Origin of the sequence: Arthrobacter sp. ZGTC412 (assembly GCF_002929215.1) — a bacterium.
GTDB lineage: Bacteria > Actinomycetota > Actinomycetes > Actinomycetales > Micrococcaceae > Arthrobacter.
Map to the genome: position 1 here is coordinate 307,867 of NZ_PJII01000003.1, position 14,654 is coordinate 322,520.

Annotated in this window: 17 protein-coding genes; 5 read left to right on the plus strand and 12 right to left on the minus strand. The window is 66.0% G+C overall.

Features of this window, described 5'->3' with window-relative positions; translation table 11 throughout:
* The first annotated feature begins 3 nt into the window (after positions 1-3).
* Complete coding sequence (locus tag CXQ88_RS06425) at positions 4-180, plus strand: CsbD family protein (protein ID WP_104043316.1); 177 nt, start codon at positions 4-6, stop codon at positions 178-180.
* A 74-nt stretch (positions 181-254) separates the two neighbouring features.
* Here CXQ88_RS06425 and CXQ88_RS06430 read toward each other — a convergent pair whose 3' ends face one another.
* From CXQ88_RS06430 to CXQ88_RS06440, 3 genes are all read right to left on the minus strand, one after another.
* Positions 255-728, minus strand: a complete 474-nt coding sequence (locus CXQ88_RS06430) for a Dps family protein (RefSeq protein WP_104043402.1) — start codon at positions 726-728, stop codon at positions 255-257.
* Positions 729-832: 104 nt separating this feature from the next.
* Positions 833-1,510, minus strand: coding sequence for an O-methyltransferase (locus tag CXQ88_RS06435; RefSeq protein WP_104043317.1), 678 nt, complete (start codon positions 1,508-1,510; stop codon positions 833-835).
* Between the two features lie 73 nt (positions 1,511-1,583).
* Positions 1,584-1,913 (minus strand): thiamine-binding protein, encoded by a 330-nt coding sequence (locus CXQ88_RS06440; protein WP_104043318.1) that lies wholly within the window; start codon positions 1,911-1,913, stop codon positions 1,584-1,586.
* 121 nt (positions 1,914-2,034) lie between these two features.
* Here CXQ88_RS06440 and CXQ88_RS06445 point away from each other — a divergent pair, with 121 nt between their 5' ends.
* Together CXQ88_RS06445 and CXQ88_RS06450 are read left to right on the plus strand one after the other, a co-directional pair.
* A complete protein-coding gene (locus tag CXQ88_RS06445; protein ID WP_104043319.1) occupies positions 2,035-2,670 on the plus strand; it encodes a TetR/AcrR family transcriptional regulator in 636 nt (211 codons plus the stop codon).
* Positions 2,671-2,828: 158 nt separating this feature from the next.
* Positions 2,829-3,053 carry a hypothetical protein gene (locus tag CXQ88_RS06450; RefSeq protein ID WP_104043320.1) on the plus strand — a complete coding sequence of 75 codons (225 nt, stop codon included), beginning with the start codon at positions 2,829-2,831 and terminating at the stop codon, positions 3,051-3,053.
* A gap of 99 nt (positions 3,054-3,152) precedes the next feature.
* On the opposite strand, the gene CXQ88_RS06455 is transcribed toward CXQ88_RS06450, so the two are convergent.
* The 6 genes from CXQ88_RS06455 to CXQ88_RS06480 all read right to left on the minus strand — a co-directional run bounded on the left by CXQ88_RS06455 (position 3,153) and on the right by CXQ88_RS06480 (position 7,615).
* Positions 3,153-3,422: a hypothetical protein gene (locus tag CXQ88_RS06455; RefSeq protein ID WP_258061706.1), complete on the minus strand. Its 270-nt coding sequence runs from the start codon at positions 3,420-3,422 to the stop codon at positions 3,153-3,155.
* A gap of 96 nt (positions 3,423-3,518) precedes the next feature.
* Positions 3,519-3,830, minus strand: coding sequence for an AzlD domain-containing protein (locus CXQ88_RS06460; protein ID WP_104043322.1), 312 nt, complete (start codon positions 3,828-3,830; stop codon positions 3,519-3,521).
* Positions 3,827-4,627, minus strand: a complete 801-nt coding sequence (locus CXQ88_RS06465; RefSeq protein WP_104043403.1) for an AzlC family ABC transporter permease — start codon at positions 4,625-4,627, stop codon at positions 3,827-3,829. Before CXQ88_RS06465 ends, CXQ88_RS06460 begins: the two co-directional genes overlap by 4 nt.
* On the minus strand, positions 4,624-5,175 hold the full coding sequence (locus CXQ88_RS06470) for a DoxX family protein (RefSeq protein ID WP_104043323.1): 552 nt from the start codon (positions 5,173-5,175) through the stop codon (positions 4,624-4,626). The genes CXQ88_RS06465 and CXQ88_RS06470 overlap by 4 nt, the downstream gene beginning before the upstream one ends.
* 107 nt (positions 5,176-5,282) lie before the next feature.
* A complete protein-coding gene (locus tag CXQ88_RS06475; protein WP_258061707.1) occupies positions 5,283-6,707 on the minus strand; it encodes a CoA transferase in 1,425 nt (474 codons plus the stop codon).
* Between the two features lie 8 nt (positions 6,708-6,715).
* On the minus strand, positions 6,716-7,615 hold the full coding sequence (locus tag CXQ88_RS06480; RefSeq protein WP_104043324.1) for a glycerophosphodiester phosphodiesterase: 900 nt from the start codon (positions 7,613-7,615) through the stop codon (positions 6,716-6,718).
* Between the two features lie 49 nt (positions 7,616-7,664).
* On the opposite strand from CXQ88_RS06480, the gene CXQ88_RS06485 reads away from it, so the two are divergent.
* Positions 7,665-9,023 carry a DUF445 domain-containing protein gene (locus CXQ88_RS06485; protein ID WP_104043325.1) on the plus strand — a complete coding sequence of 453 codons (1,359 nt, stop codon included), beginning with the start codon at positions 7,665-7,667 and terminating at the stop codon, positions 9,021-9,023.
* Positions 9,024-9,140: 117 nt separating this feature from the next.
* On the opposite strand, the gene CXQ88_RS06490 is transcribed toward CXQ88_RS06485, so the two are convergent.
* Positions 9,141-9,890, minus strand: a complete 750-nt coding sequence (locus tag CXQ88_RS06490; RefSeq protein WP_104043326.1) for a LamB/YcsF family protein — start codon at positions 9,888-9,890, stop codon at positions 9,141-9,143.
* A complete protein-coding gene (locus tag CXQ88_RS06495; RefSeq protein WP_104043327.1) occupies positions 9,874-10,680 on the minus strand; it encodes a hypothetical protein in 807 nt (268 codons plus the stop codon). The genes CXQ88_RS06490 and CXQ88_RS06495 overlap by 17 nt, the downstream gene beginning before the upstream one ends.
* A gap of 152 nt (positions 10,681-10,832) precedes the next feature.
* Here CXQ88_RS06495 and CXQ88_RS06500 point away from each other — a divergent pair, with 152 nt between their 5' ends.
* Positions 10,833-12,149, plus strand: a complete 1,317-nt coding sequence (locus CXQ88_RS06500; protein WP_104043328.1) for an MFS transporter — start codon at positions 10,833-10,835, stop codon at positions 12,147-12,149.
* A 40-nt stretch (positions 12,150-12,189) separates the two neighbouring features.
* On the opposite strand, the gene CXQ88_RS06505 is transcribed toward CXQ88_RS06500, so the two are convergent.
* Complete coding sequence (locus tag CXQ88_RS06505; RefSeq protein WP_104043329.1) at positions 12,190-14,532, minus strand: glycoside hydrolase family 65 protein; 2,343 nt, start codon at positions 14,530-14,532, stop codon at positions 12,190-12,192.
* Positions 14,533-14,654 lie beyond the last annotated feature (122 nt).

A 14,654-nucleotide genomic window follows, 5' to 3' on the forward strand; every position in this document is an offset into this window, starting at 1 on the left:
ACCATGGGTTTGGATGACAAAATCGACAACGCCGCCCAGAAAATGGGCGGCAAAGCCAAAGAGGCTACCGGTGCGGCCACCAAAGACGAAGGCCTTCGTACGGAAGGCCAGATGGACCAGGCCAAAGCGGACCTGAAACAGGCCGGCGAGAAAGTCAAGGACGCTTTCAAAAAAGACTGAGTCCAGAAAAAGGGGCTGCTGCGGACACCGCAGCAGCCCCTTTTCGCTCTCCCGGCAGCCGGGCAGGGCAGGAATCAGGCAGGCTGGGTGACAGGTGACGTGGCCGCCATTGTCTCGGCATTGACCATCCAAGCCAGCTGCTCCAGGCGCTCGATGGCAGCATGAAGCAGATCCGCGCTGGTGGGGTCTTCCTCGTCCACGTCATCGTGGACGTCCCGCATCGTCTGGACTGTCCGTTCAAGCCGGGCTGTGACGAGCTTGACGGTGTCTTTCGTAGTGGTCAGGCCTTGAGGAAACTCCTCCAGCCGGCTGCCTGCCGAAACAGTGCTGCTGCGGCCGTCGGGGAGGGCATGCAGAGCCCTCATCCGTTCTGCCACTTGGTCGGCGAAGAGGCGGGCAGCCACAACAATTTCGTCCAGCTGAAGGTGCAGGTCGCGAAAATTGGTGCCTACAAGGTTCCAGTGGGCCTGCTTGCCCTGCAGGTGCAACTCGATGAGGTCGGTGAGCACCATCTGCAGGTTGCTGGCAAGGGTGGGCGACGCTTTCATCATTTTCTCCATTGCGGCTTTCCAGCCGGCCGCGGATCAACCGGCTATTACTCTAAGCATACTTACTAGTTTGAGCGGGCAGCCACGAGCCGGACACCGGAGGGCTACCGGATACGCGCGAGCGCGAACCCGTCCCAGCCTTTGGAGCCCACTGTCTGGATAACGGTGGCATCGAGCCGGGGGTGCCCGCCGAGCAGCCGAAGTGCATCCACTATTCCCTGCGCGTTGACCGGGTCCATTCCGGGGTCCAGCACGGCCCCCTCCCAGATGGTGTTGTCCAGGACCACGGTTGTCCCGGGGCGGCCAAGCCGGATTGCCCACTCCAGGTAACGGCTGTTGTTCTCCTTGTCCGCATCGATAAAGATGAAGTCGAAGGGTTCGCGCTCCTCCTCCGCCAGCGCAGCGAGAGTGTCCAACGCTGGTCCGAGCCGGATCTCGACTTTTTGCCCCAAGCCTGCAAAGTCAATGTTGGCCCAGGCCACTTCCGCGTGCTTCGGCAGGAATTCGCACGTGACCAAAGTGCCGTCGTCGGGCAGGCCCTGCCCCATCCATATGGTGCTGAAACCGGCCAAGGTGCCAATCTCCAGGATGCGGCGGGCGCCGGAGAGCTGAACCAGGAGCTTGAGGAGCTTGCCGGCGTTGGGCGCCACTTCGATGGCCGGCATGCCGGCATCCACGGCGGATTGCACGGCCCGGAGCACGGCGGGATCCGGATGGACCACGACGTCGGACAGGAACTTTTCCGTGGCAATCCACTCTGGCCGGGGCTTGTGCTCAAACATGGGCACAGTTTGGCACGCGGCCACGCGCGGGTCCAGAAGAATTAGCGGACGACGGCGGCTGGGACGCCCGCGGTCAGGAACCCTCGGAGAGCGCTTCTTCCAGGCGGTCCACTTTGGCGGTCAGCTCGCCCGAGTATCCGGGCCTGATGTCCGCCTTGATGACCAGGGAAACCCGGCTGCCGTAGCGACCCACCGCCTCGGTGGCGCGCTTCACGACGTCGAACACCTCATCCCATTCACCCTCGATGGTGGTGAACATGGAGTCCGTTTTGTTGGGCAGCCCCGACTCCCGGACGATCTTTACGGCGGCGGCGACGGCGTCATGAACGGACGCGTCACCGTCACCGGACCGGGAACCTTCGCTGGGAGTACCGGACGGGGCGACAGAAAACGCAAGCAGCATGAAGCCCAGTGTGCCACGGCGCCAGCCACGCCGCGGGGCAGGACGGCCGGTGCCGCCGTCACAAAACCCCCTACCCTCCAGTAACGGTGAACGCCGGAGGCTCGATTGCTAACCTTTTGGCATGAGCCTCGCAGTCGCCCGCAAGCCGCTCCGCGCCGACGCAGCACGGAACGTGGACAAGATCATCACAGCGGCGCGGCAATGCTTCCGCGAGTTCGGTCCGGAAGTACCGCTGCAGACCATTGCAGCCACGGCCGGGGTGGGCCCGGCCACCCTGTTCCGTAATTTCTCGGACAAGGAAGAGCTGGTGCTTGCTGCCCTCAACTGGCAGCTGCGGCTCACCGTGGATCCGGTTGTGGACGGCGCCCTGGCGGACATCGACGCCGCCGCCGGACTGCTGCGGGTCATGGAGGCGCTGATGGCCGCCGCCAGCGATGACGCCAATCTTTTGGGCGCCGTTGCCGGCCGGCGGGAGCTCCTGACCGGTATCACTGGTTCGCTGATGGAGTCGATGAGTGTGCTGCTGGTACGGGGCCAGGGCCAGGGAAGCCTGCGCGCGGACATCTCCATGACGGACATGTTCCGGCTGCTCGCCATGCTCATTGGAGTGGTGGACACCATGGAACCGGGATCCGACGCCTGGCGCCGTCCGCTGGCTTTGGTGGAGGATGCAATCCGGTCGGTCCGGCCCAGCCGCCCGCTTCCCGTCCACGTGCCGCTGCCAGCCGCTTCCCTGGCGGGTCAGCAGGCAATCTAGCGGCAGGAATCCTGCCCGCCGGACGCCTGGTCCTCCCCATTGTGGGCCTCCTGCCGGTGCAATACACTTCAAGTGGGTTTTGCAGACAGCCTCTGTTCCTTCCAGATGGAGCCACCCATGCCACAGTTCCTGCACCTCCGGCACACGGCCGCAGCGCGATGAACAGTTCCAGGCTTTTCCACTACATCAACGATCCGCGCGGCCCCGAGGAAGTTCTTCCCGCCCTGCCGGCAGAGGAACTCGCAAAACTGTTGGATGCCCTCTACCAGAACCTTGACACTCCCGAGCCCGAGTTTGGCGCCCAGGCCTGGTACGAGATGGCCGTTGAAGAAAGCTTGCGCCGGTCAGCAGCACCTGAGGGCGCCGCGCACGGGGTCGCCTGACCGTTTTCCCCTCACAACTTTCCAATCACGACGCCGGTACTCCCGCTGGTGCCGGGACGCTTCTGCTGTCCGGGCCCGGCTTCTTGATCCTCTGGCCGGTCAGTCGCTGTCGGAGGCTCCCCTGGCACGGATCTCGCGGCGCACCATGGCCTGCAGCGCAGGAACCTGCGACGCCGGGTCCACATCCATCGCCCTCATGAGGCTCTCGGAAAGGGCCTCTAAATCCTCGGCAGGGACATCAGAAATACCGGAAAAACGGGTAAAAAAGCGCTTGGCAGGCAATCCCGCGCGCCATCGGGAATTCTTGTGTAAGTGAGGTCTACCGGCCCTTGCCCCGGACGCGTGCAGTTGATTTTCCATCGTTGCCATTCATGCGGATTGTCGGGGCCAACTGCATAGCCGCTCTCATAGTACAAAGCCACCACGGGCAAGAAAAGGGATTCACTTCAGGTTATTAGTGGTGGGTTAGTTCCAGCCCAGCATGCGGAGCAGCGCGGCAGTTCCAGCACCGGCTACCACCACCACGAGAAACGGTGCCCTGAGTGCCAGTGCGATCGCTGCTGCAGCGAGTGCACCCAGCCGTGCGTCGGCTGCCAGCGACTGCCCTGACGCTACCGCGTTCACCACCGTCAGGGACGCAAGCAGCCCGATGGTCATGGTACCGGCAATCCGCGACATCCGGGGGTTCTCCAGAAGCCTGGCCGGGACAAGGTAACCCACCAGCTTCCACGCGTATGCCAAGGCGCAGGCAATGAGCAGCCACACCCAAAGGCTCATGATTCAGCCCCCGGTGTGCCGCCGTCGCCTCTTTGGTGGCCGTCACCGCGGTGGTGGTCCGTGCCGTGCTGGCGGGACTCGACGTGGTGGCGTTCCCGGTAGGGCTCCACGTCCGGTTCAAGGCCCTCATCGCTCCGGCCGTGGCTGAACCAGCCGAAGACTGCTGCCACGACGGCGGCCACCAGGATCGGCACGCCGGCCGGAACGAATGGCACTGCCACCACCGTGGCAAGGGCGCACACCACCGCAATCGCGATCGGTTCGCGGCCCTTCAGCCGAGGCCAGAGCAGCGCCAGGAATGCCGCCACTGCTGCCCCGTCCAGTCCCCACTGCTTGGGATCCCCGAGCCCGCTTCCGGCGAGCGCGCCCACCGCGGTGAAGAGGTTCCAGAGCACATAAATGCCGATGCCGGCCGCCCAAAAACCTCTGCGCTGTTCAGCGGGATCGGTCTGGCCGGTACTGGTGGCGGTGGATTCGTCGATGGTCACCTGGGCGGCAACGTACTTGCGCCACCCAGTGGGGTGGAGCAAGGCGTTGAGCTGCATGCCATAGATGCCGTTGCGCATGCCCAGAAGCGTGGCTGCGCTCATCGCTGCAATGCCTGAGCCGCCTCCGCCGACTACGCCGATAAACGCGAACTGTGAACCGCCGCTGAACAGGAGCAGGCTCAGCGCCATGGTCTGCCAGAAGTCGAGGCCGGACGTGACGGAGAGGGCACCAAACGAGATTCCGTACAGGCCGGTGGCAATGCTGATGGAGAGCCCCACGCGCACGGCAGGGGAAGCCAGGAGTTTCACTGCCACGAACCTATTGCGGGCTGCCGAAGGCTCCAGGCCCAGAGGATAAGCGGCGTCTGAAGCGGGAAGCGCAGGGTGTGCACCGCGCGCTGCAGGGGTGTCCCCTGCGGGCCGTACGCCCGGCGGAGGGCATCGGCATGACCGGCCAGGAACGCGGTGAACATCGCGGTGAGGGCGGTTGCGGTTGCCTTACGTGTCAGAGGGACGAGGAGGCCGACGGCGGCCGTCAGTTCCAGCAGGCCGCTTAGCGCGATCCATTCCACCCTTGTCATGACGGCAAAGGGCCGGCGGCGGAGGGGCTCCGGTCCGCCGTCGAAAGCAGCAGCGCCGCTGGCAGCCGTGCCGTTGGCGGGAGCAGGTCCGGCAGCGGCAGCACCGCCGTCGCCCGTTCCTTGCTGTTCCGTGTCCTCGAGGCAGAGGTAGTCGGGCACCACCTGGCGGTAGAAGCCGGGATCGCGGAAGTGTTTCATGGCGCTGGCCAGCAGCACGGCGCTCATGGCTGCAGCGGAAAGGCTCTGGCGGGCCCGGCCGGACCGGGGAAAAGGCATGGTTCCACTCAACCACAAGCGTGGCTGGCCCTTGAAACCGTCAAGGTCCATCTAACCGTCAGGCCCACGCAAACCGTCAGCCCACGCAAGGTCCGCCCGGGGAACCGTTAGGCCCAGGCGGGAGCCGAACTTCCGTAGGGCACGGGTGGGCTGATGTAGTCGAGGGGTTCTCCGTCCACCAGGAGCGGCGGCAGAGCATAGCGAAGTTCGCCGTAGGTGCTGGCCATGGTTCGAAGCTCAGGTTCAGGCAGCGGACTTGCCGCGTTGGCGGAATGCACGGCCGGCAGGGCGAAAAGTTCCTCCGCGGCGCGGACCAGCGACAGCCGGGCCGAGCCGCCCAGGCCGGTTTGGCGGCGCCGGGCCAACAGCGCGATGGCCGCCGCTGCCACGCCGTACCCGGTGGCGTGGTCCAGGGCCTGGACTGGGAGCACACCAGGCCGCCACTCGCCGTCGTGGTTCCCGGCCCCGTAAAGATCGGCGATCCCGGTGGCCGCCTGGACGATGCTGTCGAAACCGCGGAACCCGCTCCAGGGACCCTCGCTGCCCCAGGCGTCCAGGGTGACCACCGCCAGCTCCGGCCGTGCGGCCAGCAGCACCGCCGGCTCCAGCCCGAAGCGGTTCAGGGCACCGCGGCGGTAACCGGTGATCACCACATCGGCGGAGGCCAGCAACTGTTGCAGCTGGTGGCGGTTCCCCGGCACGGCCAGGTTTGCCTCGGCGCTCCTCTTGCCGAACCCGGTGTCCACGAACTGGTCGGTTATTTCGGGAAGCTGTGGCGGATCGATCCGCAGCACGTCCGCACCCAGCGCCGCCAACAGCCTGGTGGACACAGGTCCGGCGATGACGCGGGTAAGGTCCAGCACGCGCACACCTTTGAGGGGGTGGCGCGGGTCTTCGGCGGAGAGCTTCAGCGTGCGTTCGGTTCCTGTGGTTGCGCCGCCGTCGGGAAGGGTCCAGTCGATCCATGGCCCTGCTCCTGCAGCCCGGCCAATTCCGGACTCCAGCCACTCGTTGCGGCTCCGCACCGCTGCGGCCACCCCGCCCTGGGATTGGATGGCAGCCTCCGCTTCGAGGGACGTCATGGTGCGGAGGGCGGAAACTACGCCATCAGCCGTGGTGGTTCCGAGCGCCTGCATCAACCGCTGTTCGTGGTGCGGATAGTTGGCGTGGAGCCGGATCCATCCGTCCCGGGTACGCCGGAAGCCGGACAACGGGGCGAAGCCCTCAATCTTCCGGCCGTCAATCCGCAGATGCCCAAAGGAGTCGAAGGCACCGGCTGCCAAGGCTGCCGTGGTCGCGAACCGGCCCGGCGCACCTGTCAGGAGGTCCAACGCTGCGGCAGCCGCTCCTACGGCGCCCAGAGCCAGGCCTTCCACATCCAGCGCGCCGTCCCACCAGCTCCGGGGACCGGACCAGGGCGCTGCGGCGACGCCGGACTCGAACCCTCCACCACTGGGCGCCGGCGCGAGGCTGCCGTACACCGGCTCGAGATTCCGGAAAAGCGGAGGAACGCCCTGCGAAAGCTCGCTCACTTGCCTGCCTACCTTCCCTGCGGCGAGGTGACCTTCAGCTGGCTGAGGACGCGGGCCGGTACGTTGGTGGTGATCTCATGGAGGCCCAGGCCCTGGCACAGCGCCACGTCCTGCTCCGAGTCCACGGTCCACACGCGGAAGCGCCGGCCACGTTCCAGCCACCGCTGGACGGTGGCCGGGTGTTGGCGGACGTAGTCGACGCCGGGACCGGCCAGCGCGGCCTCCCCGTGGTCCAGGATCCGCTCTCCTTCCAGCTGGGCCGCCTTCATCACGTTGGCGATCGCACCGCCCGTAATCAGCCCCCAACCCAGTTCCTCACGCAGCTCATGCACATCCACGTCGTCCACCAGTTGGCAGATGTACTCCGCCGGTACTGACCGGAGCAGGCGGCGGACAGATTCCGGGCTGAAGCTCATGAAGGTCACCGCCACGTTGTCCACGGTTGAACTCCTGGCGTCCCAGCCCTCGCTTCGGAGGACCTCAAGCACCCGGTCCTCCAGCTTGAGCTGGTAGGGGCTGGGATGCTTCAGTTCGATTGCCAGCCGCACAGGGCGCCCTGCGCCGCGAAGGATCTCCAGCAGTTCCGGAAGGGTGAGGAACTGCTCGGACCGTGGCCCGTACATTTCGGGGATGCGGACGCCCTTCCACGACGAAAAATCCAGGCGGCGCAGCTCCCGCAAAGTCCGCTCCGCCACCGGCCCGGTCCCATCGGAGGTGCGGTCCAGGTTGGCGTCGTGCAGGAGGATGACGTGCTGGTCGCGGGTGAGGTGGACATCGCACTCCACGCCGTCCGCCCCGTCAGCCAGCGCCTGCAGGTAGGCGGCACGGGTGTGCTCTGCAAACGCGGCACTCGAACCGCGGTGGGCAAAGACCAGCGGCCGCTGCTGCACTGACTCTTCAATAGTCATGGAGACACGGTAGCCGACCTGCCCCGCGCTGCGGGACTAGGCTTGGCACATGCAGGTGAACTCTGAGCCAACTACCGAGGAAGCACCCACCAGGCCCGCTCCTTCCGCCCCGCCATATGCGAAGGGCCGTGCAAAGGTGGGTCCCGCCGTCGTAAATCAATTCGCTGCAGGTGACGCCGAAAAGGCGGCAGCGCTGCGGAAAATGAAGCTGGTGGCGCTGGGGCTGCTGGTGGCCATGGCGGTGATTTTTGTGTTCGCGTTCGCGCTGCAGAAGGAGTATCCGTGGCTCCAGTACGTGCGCGCTGCTGCTGAGGGCGGCATGGTGGGCGCGCTGGCCGACTGGTTCGCGGTTACCGCGCTGTTCAAGTACCCCATGGGCATCAAAATTCCGCACACCGCGATCATCCCGCGCCGGAAGGACCAGATCGGCGCGTCGCTGGGTGAGTTCGTGGAAACCAACTTCCTCTCCGAGCAGGTGGTCCAGGAAAAGCTGGCGAGCGTGAATATCGCGCGCCGGGCGGGCGAGTGGCTCGCCACGCCGGCCGGGGCCGAACGGGTGGCCAAGGAAGGCGCCGCCGTGATCCGGGGCGCGTTCAAGGTCCTGAACGACGACGACGTCCAGGCGGTCATCGAGGGCATGGTCCGCAAGCATCTGCTGACTCCGCCGTGGGGACCTCCCGTGGGCAAAATGGCCGAGCGGATTTTCCACGACGGGCACCACCACCAGCTGGTGGACCTGCTTGTGGACAGGGCTGCCGACTGGGTGGATGACAACCACGACACCGTCACCCATCTTGTCTCCGACCGCTCCCCCACCTGGGTTCCGCAGTTCGTGGACGGCCTGGTGGGCGACAAGGTGTATGTGGAGATCCTCAAGTTCGTCCGCGCAGTCCAGGCTGACCCAAACCACGAGGTGCGGCAGTCCATCGACAAGTACCTGAACGACCTGGCGCAGGACCTGCAGCACGATCCGGCCATGATCGCGCGCGCCGAGGACATCAAGGCACAGGTCCTGGGCGATCCCGAGGTGCGGGAGCTCGCCTCCCGTACGTGGGGTACCGTGAAAAACGCCCTGCTCGGGGCAGTAGATGATCCGGACAGCGACCTGACCATCAAGTTCAAGGCAGCGGTCCGGGACTTCGGGTCGCGCCTGGTCAACGACCCCGAGCTGGCCGGAAAGGTCAATGCCTGGATCGGGGACGCCGCGGGCTACCTGGTGCGCACGTACCGCTCCGATATTGCCGGCGTGATTACCGATACCGTTGCCCGCTGGGACGCCGAGGAAACCTCCCAGAAGATTGAGCTCCAGGTGGGCAAGGACCTGCAGTTCATCCGGATCAACGGCACCGTGGTGGGTGCACTGGCGGGGCTCACGATCTTCACCATTGCGCACCTGATTTTCGGCTGACCATCGCCGGGCGACACGCAAAACCGCACTAGACGCGCAAATTACCTGGCGCTGCCGATATTTGGGTTGCGCTGGGTAATCTGCGCGTCGACATTTGTGGTGTCAGCGAAGCTGCAACTAGGCGAAGGATTCCAGCTCGACGCCGGCAGCTTCAAGGCCCGCCCTGACGGCGGCAGCCATCTCCACGGCGCCGGGGGTGTCCCCGTGGATGCACAGGGAGTCGGGCTGCACCTGGACCAGCGTGCCGTCCAGGGCCAGCACCTCGCCCTTCGTGGCCAGGCGAACGGCGCGCTCGACGATAGCGTCGACGTCGTGCAGCACGGCACCCTCCTGTGATCGCGGCACCAGTGTTCCGTCAGCCATGTAGGCGCGGTCCACAAACGCTTCGATGAAGACGGGGTGCCCGGCTTCCTGCGCCTGCTTGAGAAGCTCCGAACCGGGCAGTCCGAGGATGGGCAGGCCCGGATCGTAGGAGTTCACGGCAGCCACTACCGCGGAGGCCTGGTCGGCGTCGTGGACCAGCCGGTTGTACAGCGCGCCGTGCGGCTTCACATAGTCAACGGAGGCACCCACGGCGTGCGCCACGCCGTCGAGCGCGCCCAACTGGTACAGCACGTCGCCGAACAGCTCGTCGAAGGACATGTCCAGCGAGCGGCGGCCGAAGCCGGCGAGGTCGCGGTAGCCCACGTGCGCGCCGACGGTCACGTCCAGCTCATAGGCCGCCCGGCAGCTGTCCAGCATGGTAACGGGGTCTCCGGCGTGGAAGCCGCATGCCACGTTGGCGCTGGTGACCAGCCGGAACATCGAGGGGTCGTCCCCCATGTTCCAGGAGCCGAATGATTCGCCGAGGTCAGCGTTGAGATCCAAGGTTGTTGCCTTCCAGCTTCAGGTTGTCCGGTGCGGCGGCGTTGAGCTCGCCGGGAATGGTTTCGGGCATGGGACCAAACGCTTCCTTCGCGTTGGACACCACCGCGCGCCCCATCATGAGGTTACCGGCTCCGCCAACCACCGCGCCGATGCCGAACGGCAGGGCCCGGCCGAACAGCGCGGTGCCCTGGCGCTTGAGGAGGTTCTTGAGGAAGGCTTTCTGGATCCGGTTCCGGACTGAACCGAAGCCGGGCACGGCCATCGACTTCGACAACACGTTGCCCCACGCGCTGGAGGCACTAAGGCCGTTACCCGCCGCCTGGCCGCTGAGCGTTCCCAGCAATGCCGTGCCTTCCTCGCCGAGCATGAGGGCCATGACCATGGTGCTGGCCTTTTCCGGGTTGATCAGGCGGATGCCGTGCAGCTCAGCGAGTGAGGTGGCGTAGAGGGCGGTTGCCTCCAGGAATCCAACGGTCGCCGCAGCGGAGAGACCGAGGGAGGCCACGGTGCCAACGCCGGGAACGACGGCGGTGGCGCCAACCAGCGCCCCGCCGCCGGTGACGGCGCGGAGGTAGTCGCGCTCCAGGATGTCGGCCAGCTGGGCGGCCGTGGCGCGAGGGTGCTTGCGCTGCAGCCGGCGAATGTATGCCAGGACCAGCGGGCGCTGGATCTCCACTGCCTTCAGGAGCATATTGTGGACGCCCGGCTTCGGTTTGCCGTCCTCATCGAATACGGCTTTGTGGGCGGTTTCGTGTGCGATTCGTACCGCGGGATTGCTGCGCTTGGCCATGGTCACCTCTGTTGGTCTCGCCGGCCGCGTCGGATGCGGCCTTTCCTAATACTAAGGTTGCTTAACACTAGGCCAGGGCACCCCTGCCCCACGTGGTTGTGAGGGTAGTTGCCCTGCTGTCCGGGTATCCGTCCAAAGCCTAGACTTACCCTATGCCCGCCCCCAAAGCCCTGCGGCCGTTTGCCCATCGTGAGTACCGGGTACTGATTTCGGCGCTTGCCGTCTCCATTTTTGGTTCCGGAATGTGGGCCGTTGCCATGGTCTACCAGGTGATCCATCTGGGCGGCGGACCGCTTGAGCTGTCCCTGGTGGCTGCCGCCGGCAGTGTGGGATTGGTGGGCTTCCTCCTGGCCGGCGGGATCGCCGCCGACCGGATTCCGCAGCGCCGCCTGATCATCGCCGTGGAGGGAGCCAACCTCGCCGTTATCGCGGCCATCAGCGGGCTGGCCATGGCGGGGTGGCTGCAACTCTGGCATCTTGCTGTGGGTGCCTTCGTGCTGGGCGTGGGAGCGGCGTTCTTCTTCCCCGCCTATTCCGCCATCCTGCCGCGCATCCTCCCGGCGGAGGACCTGCTGGCAGCGAACGGTGTGGAGGGTTCCATGCGGCCGGTGCTCCAGCAGGCGGCAGGTCCTGCGGTGGCGGGCATCGTGGTGGCTGCCCTCTCGCCGTCCCATGCCGTCACGGCGGTGGCCGTCTGCCACCTTACGGCCTTCATCATCCTGAACTTCCTGGGCCAGCACGCAATGGACGCGCCTGTCAACGGAGCCGAAGACGGCACCCATGCGACGGGAGCGGAGCGCGGCAAGTCGTCCTTCCTCCAGGACCTGCGCGAGGGCGTCATCTACACGCTGCGCACTCCATGGCTGCTGTGGACGCTGCTGTGGGCGTGCATCTCGGTCCTGTTCCTGATCGGCCCCATCGAGGTGCTGCTGCCGTTTGTGGTGCGCGACCAGCTGGACGGCGACTCGCGCATGTTCGGCTTCCTCCTCGCCGTGATGGGCGTGGGCGCGGCCTTGGGCTCGCTGTTGACGGCTTCCCTGAGGCTGCCCCGGCGCTACCTCACGGTGATGATGGTCTCCTGGGGCGCGGGCAGCCTGCCAGTGGCCGCCGTCGGGATCATGGACAGCTTTTGGGTCCTCGCCGCTGCCCTCTTCATCTGGGGCGTGACCGGCAGCGTGGGCATGGTCATCTGGGGTACCCTGCTCCAGCGGCGCGTCCCGCCCCATCTTCTGGGCCGGGTCTCCAGCCTGGACTTCTTTGTGTCGCTCGCCCTGATGCCCGTGTCCATGGCCCTTGCCGGGCCGGCCGCTGAGGTCCTGCCCATCTGGCTGATCTTCCTCGTGGCCGGCCTCGTGTGCCCCATCATGGCGGTCATCGCGATGATGGTTGCACGCATGCCCGACGACGAACTGGCCCACCCGCTGGACCGGGCACATGAGGTGGAACGTTCGACGGCGGCGGGAGACTAGGCTGCAGGGTCGCGCGCCTGCGCGTTCGGCTTCCCGGCATTTAGCTGTGGGCGCGCACTACCGGAATGCTCGCCGTCGGATGTCCACTGGGAAACACCGTGGGTTCCGGTTCCGGCACGGGTTCAAGTGCTACCCGGACGGGCTCGGCGCCCACGCTGAGCAGGTGTCCGCGGACGTCCAGCTCAAGGGCGTCGCCGTCCTGGACAGTCAGGGTGATGGCACCGGCGTCGAGCTCCACCAGCAGCAGGCGACCGCGGATCTTGAGGTGGAACGTCAGGCCTTCCCAGTCGGCAGGCAGCCGCGGATCGAAGTACGGGACCGGGCCCTGGTCCCGCAGGCCGGCGAAGCCGCAGACCAGGGAGCTCCACACACCGCCGGTGGAGGCGATGTGCACACCGTCGATGGTGTTGCCGTGCGTATCGTCCAGGTCGATGAACACGGCGTTGGTGAAGTGCTCCAGCGCTTCGCGGGAGTACCCCACCTCCGCGGCCATAATGCCTTGGACGCAGGCGGACAGCGTCGAATCACCTGTAGTCAGCGGGTCATAGAAATCAAAGGCCCGCTGTTTTTCCTCGGCGGTGAAGTCCTGCCACTGCAGGAACATGGCCAGGACTGTGTCCGCCTGCTTCAGGACCTGGTGGCGGTATATGACCAGCGGGTGGAAATGCAGGAGCAGCGGGTACTTGGACCGGGGCGTCGTCCAGTCCCAGGGTTCCAGGTGCATAAAGTCGTTGTCCTGCGAGTGGACCTGCATGCGCTCGTCGAACGGCAGCTGCATCCGGTTCGCGGCGGCCTGCCACAGCTCCCGCTCTTCCTGGCTGATGACGGCATGATCAAGGGCCGCGGCAGCACGGAGGTTGAAGCGGGCCATAACGTTTGTGTAGAGGTTGTCGTTGACCACGGCCGTGTATTCGTCCGGCCCCGTGACGCCATGGATGTGGAAGAGGCCGTCCTTGCCGAAGAAGCCCAGCGAGATCCACATGCGCGCCGTTTCGATCAGCAACTCGGCGCCGATTCCTTCACGAAACGCGGCGTCCCCCGTGGCCCACACGTACCGGTTGGTGGCAAAGGCGATAGCGGCGGCGATGTGGAACTGGGCGGTGCCGGCGGCGTAGTAGGCGCTGGCTTCGAGCCCGTTGATGGTGCGCCACGGAAACAACGCCCCGTCCACACTCAGCTCCTTCGCCCGGATCTTTGCTTCCGGAAGAATGCCGTGGCGGAATTCCAGGACCTGGCGGGCACCGTCGGGATTGGTGTAGGTCAGGTACGGCAGGAGATAGACCTCCTGGTCCCAGAAATAGTGGCCCTCGTAGCCGGAACCGGTCACGCCCTTGGCGGGAATGCCGGCAACGTCCGCACGTGCGGTTGCCTGGGCAAGCTGGAACAGGTTCCACCGAATGGCCTGCTGCAGTTCGGGCTGGCCGGCCACCACGATGTCCGAGGTGGACCAGTAGTCGCGGTAGTGCGCTTCACTTTGGGCGAAGATGTCCTGGACGGAACGCAGGTTTCCTTCTGCCACGGAAGCCGGGTCAACCGACGGTTCCTGGATGGCGGCGCCGGCCGCGTAGCTGACGCTCTTTTCCAGGCGGAACGGCTCGTCGGCACTGACTGCCAGGACGTAGCGGACGCTGCTGTCGTCCTGGTCCACGAGGGTGTCGAACGGCTGGTGCCCGGCGGACGTCCAATGGTCCACCGCAACGCCCACCCGTTGCTTGGATTCGGCGGCCTCCCAAGCCAGCCGGAGCGACCCGTCCCCGCCGTCGAGGCGCAGGGGCAGCAACACCCGGCCGGCGTGGCGGCCTGCCCGGCGGGGATCGTGGACGGAGTGGTCTTCCACCGGCTGGTCCTGGCGGTTGATTACCGAGGAGGTGACGTCCACGGAGACCTCGCGGTCGGTAGCCACCTCCAGCGAGATGCCAAGGGTTCCCCGGGAATCGAACCCGACGGCGCGCCGCTCCGTGGTGGTGACGGTCGCGCCGGAGCGGCACTGCCAGGTGATCCGGCACTCGTAGACGCCGGTGGAGAAATCAACGGCGCGCCGGTACTCCAGCACCTCGGATTCGGCCAGGCTGAGGGCTTCGCCGTCGATGATGACTGCAAAGTTGTTGGCGTCCGGGATGTACAGGATGCGCTGGCCGGTGCGGGCGAAGCCGAATGCGTTTTCGGCATGCTTGATGTCCCAGATTTCGTGCAGGCCATTGATGAAGCTGCCGGGCAGGTCAGAGTCGGCTGCCGCCCAGTGGGCGCCGCGGATTCCCAAGTGTCCGTTACCCAGTGCAAAGAGGGTTTCCAGTGTCCCTTCGGTGCCCTGTTCGTGGCGTGTTTCCACAAGTTGCCAGGGGGTGTTGGGGAACCTTTCGCGGTCCGCAGAGATCAGTGCCATGGTGTTGGGGTCCTTGTGCGAGGGGCGGTGCTGCCGGCCGGGCCGGCTGGGGCGTGCCGAGAGGTTGAGGGAGTTCGGATGCTGCCGGGGAAAGCAGCGGGCGGCTGCCGGGGGAAGGCTGC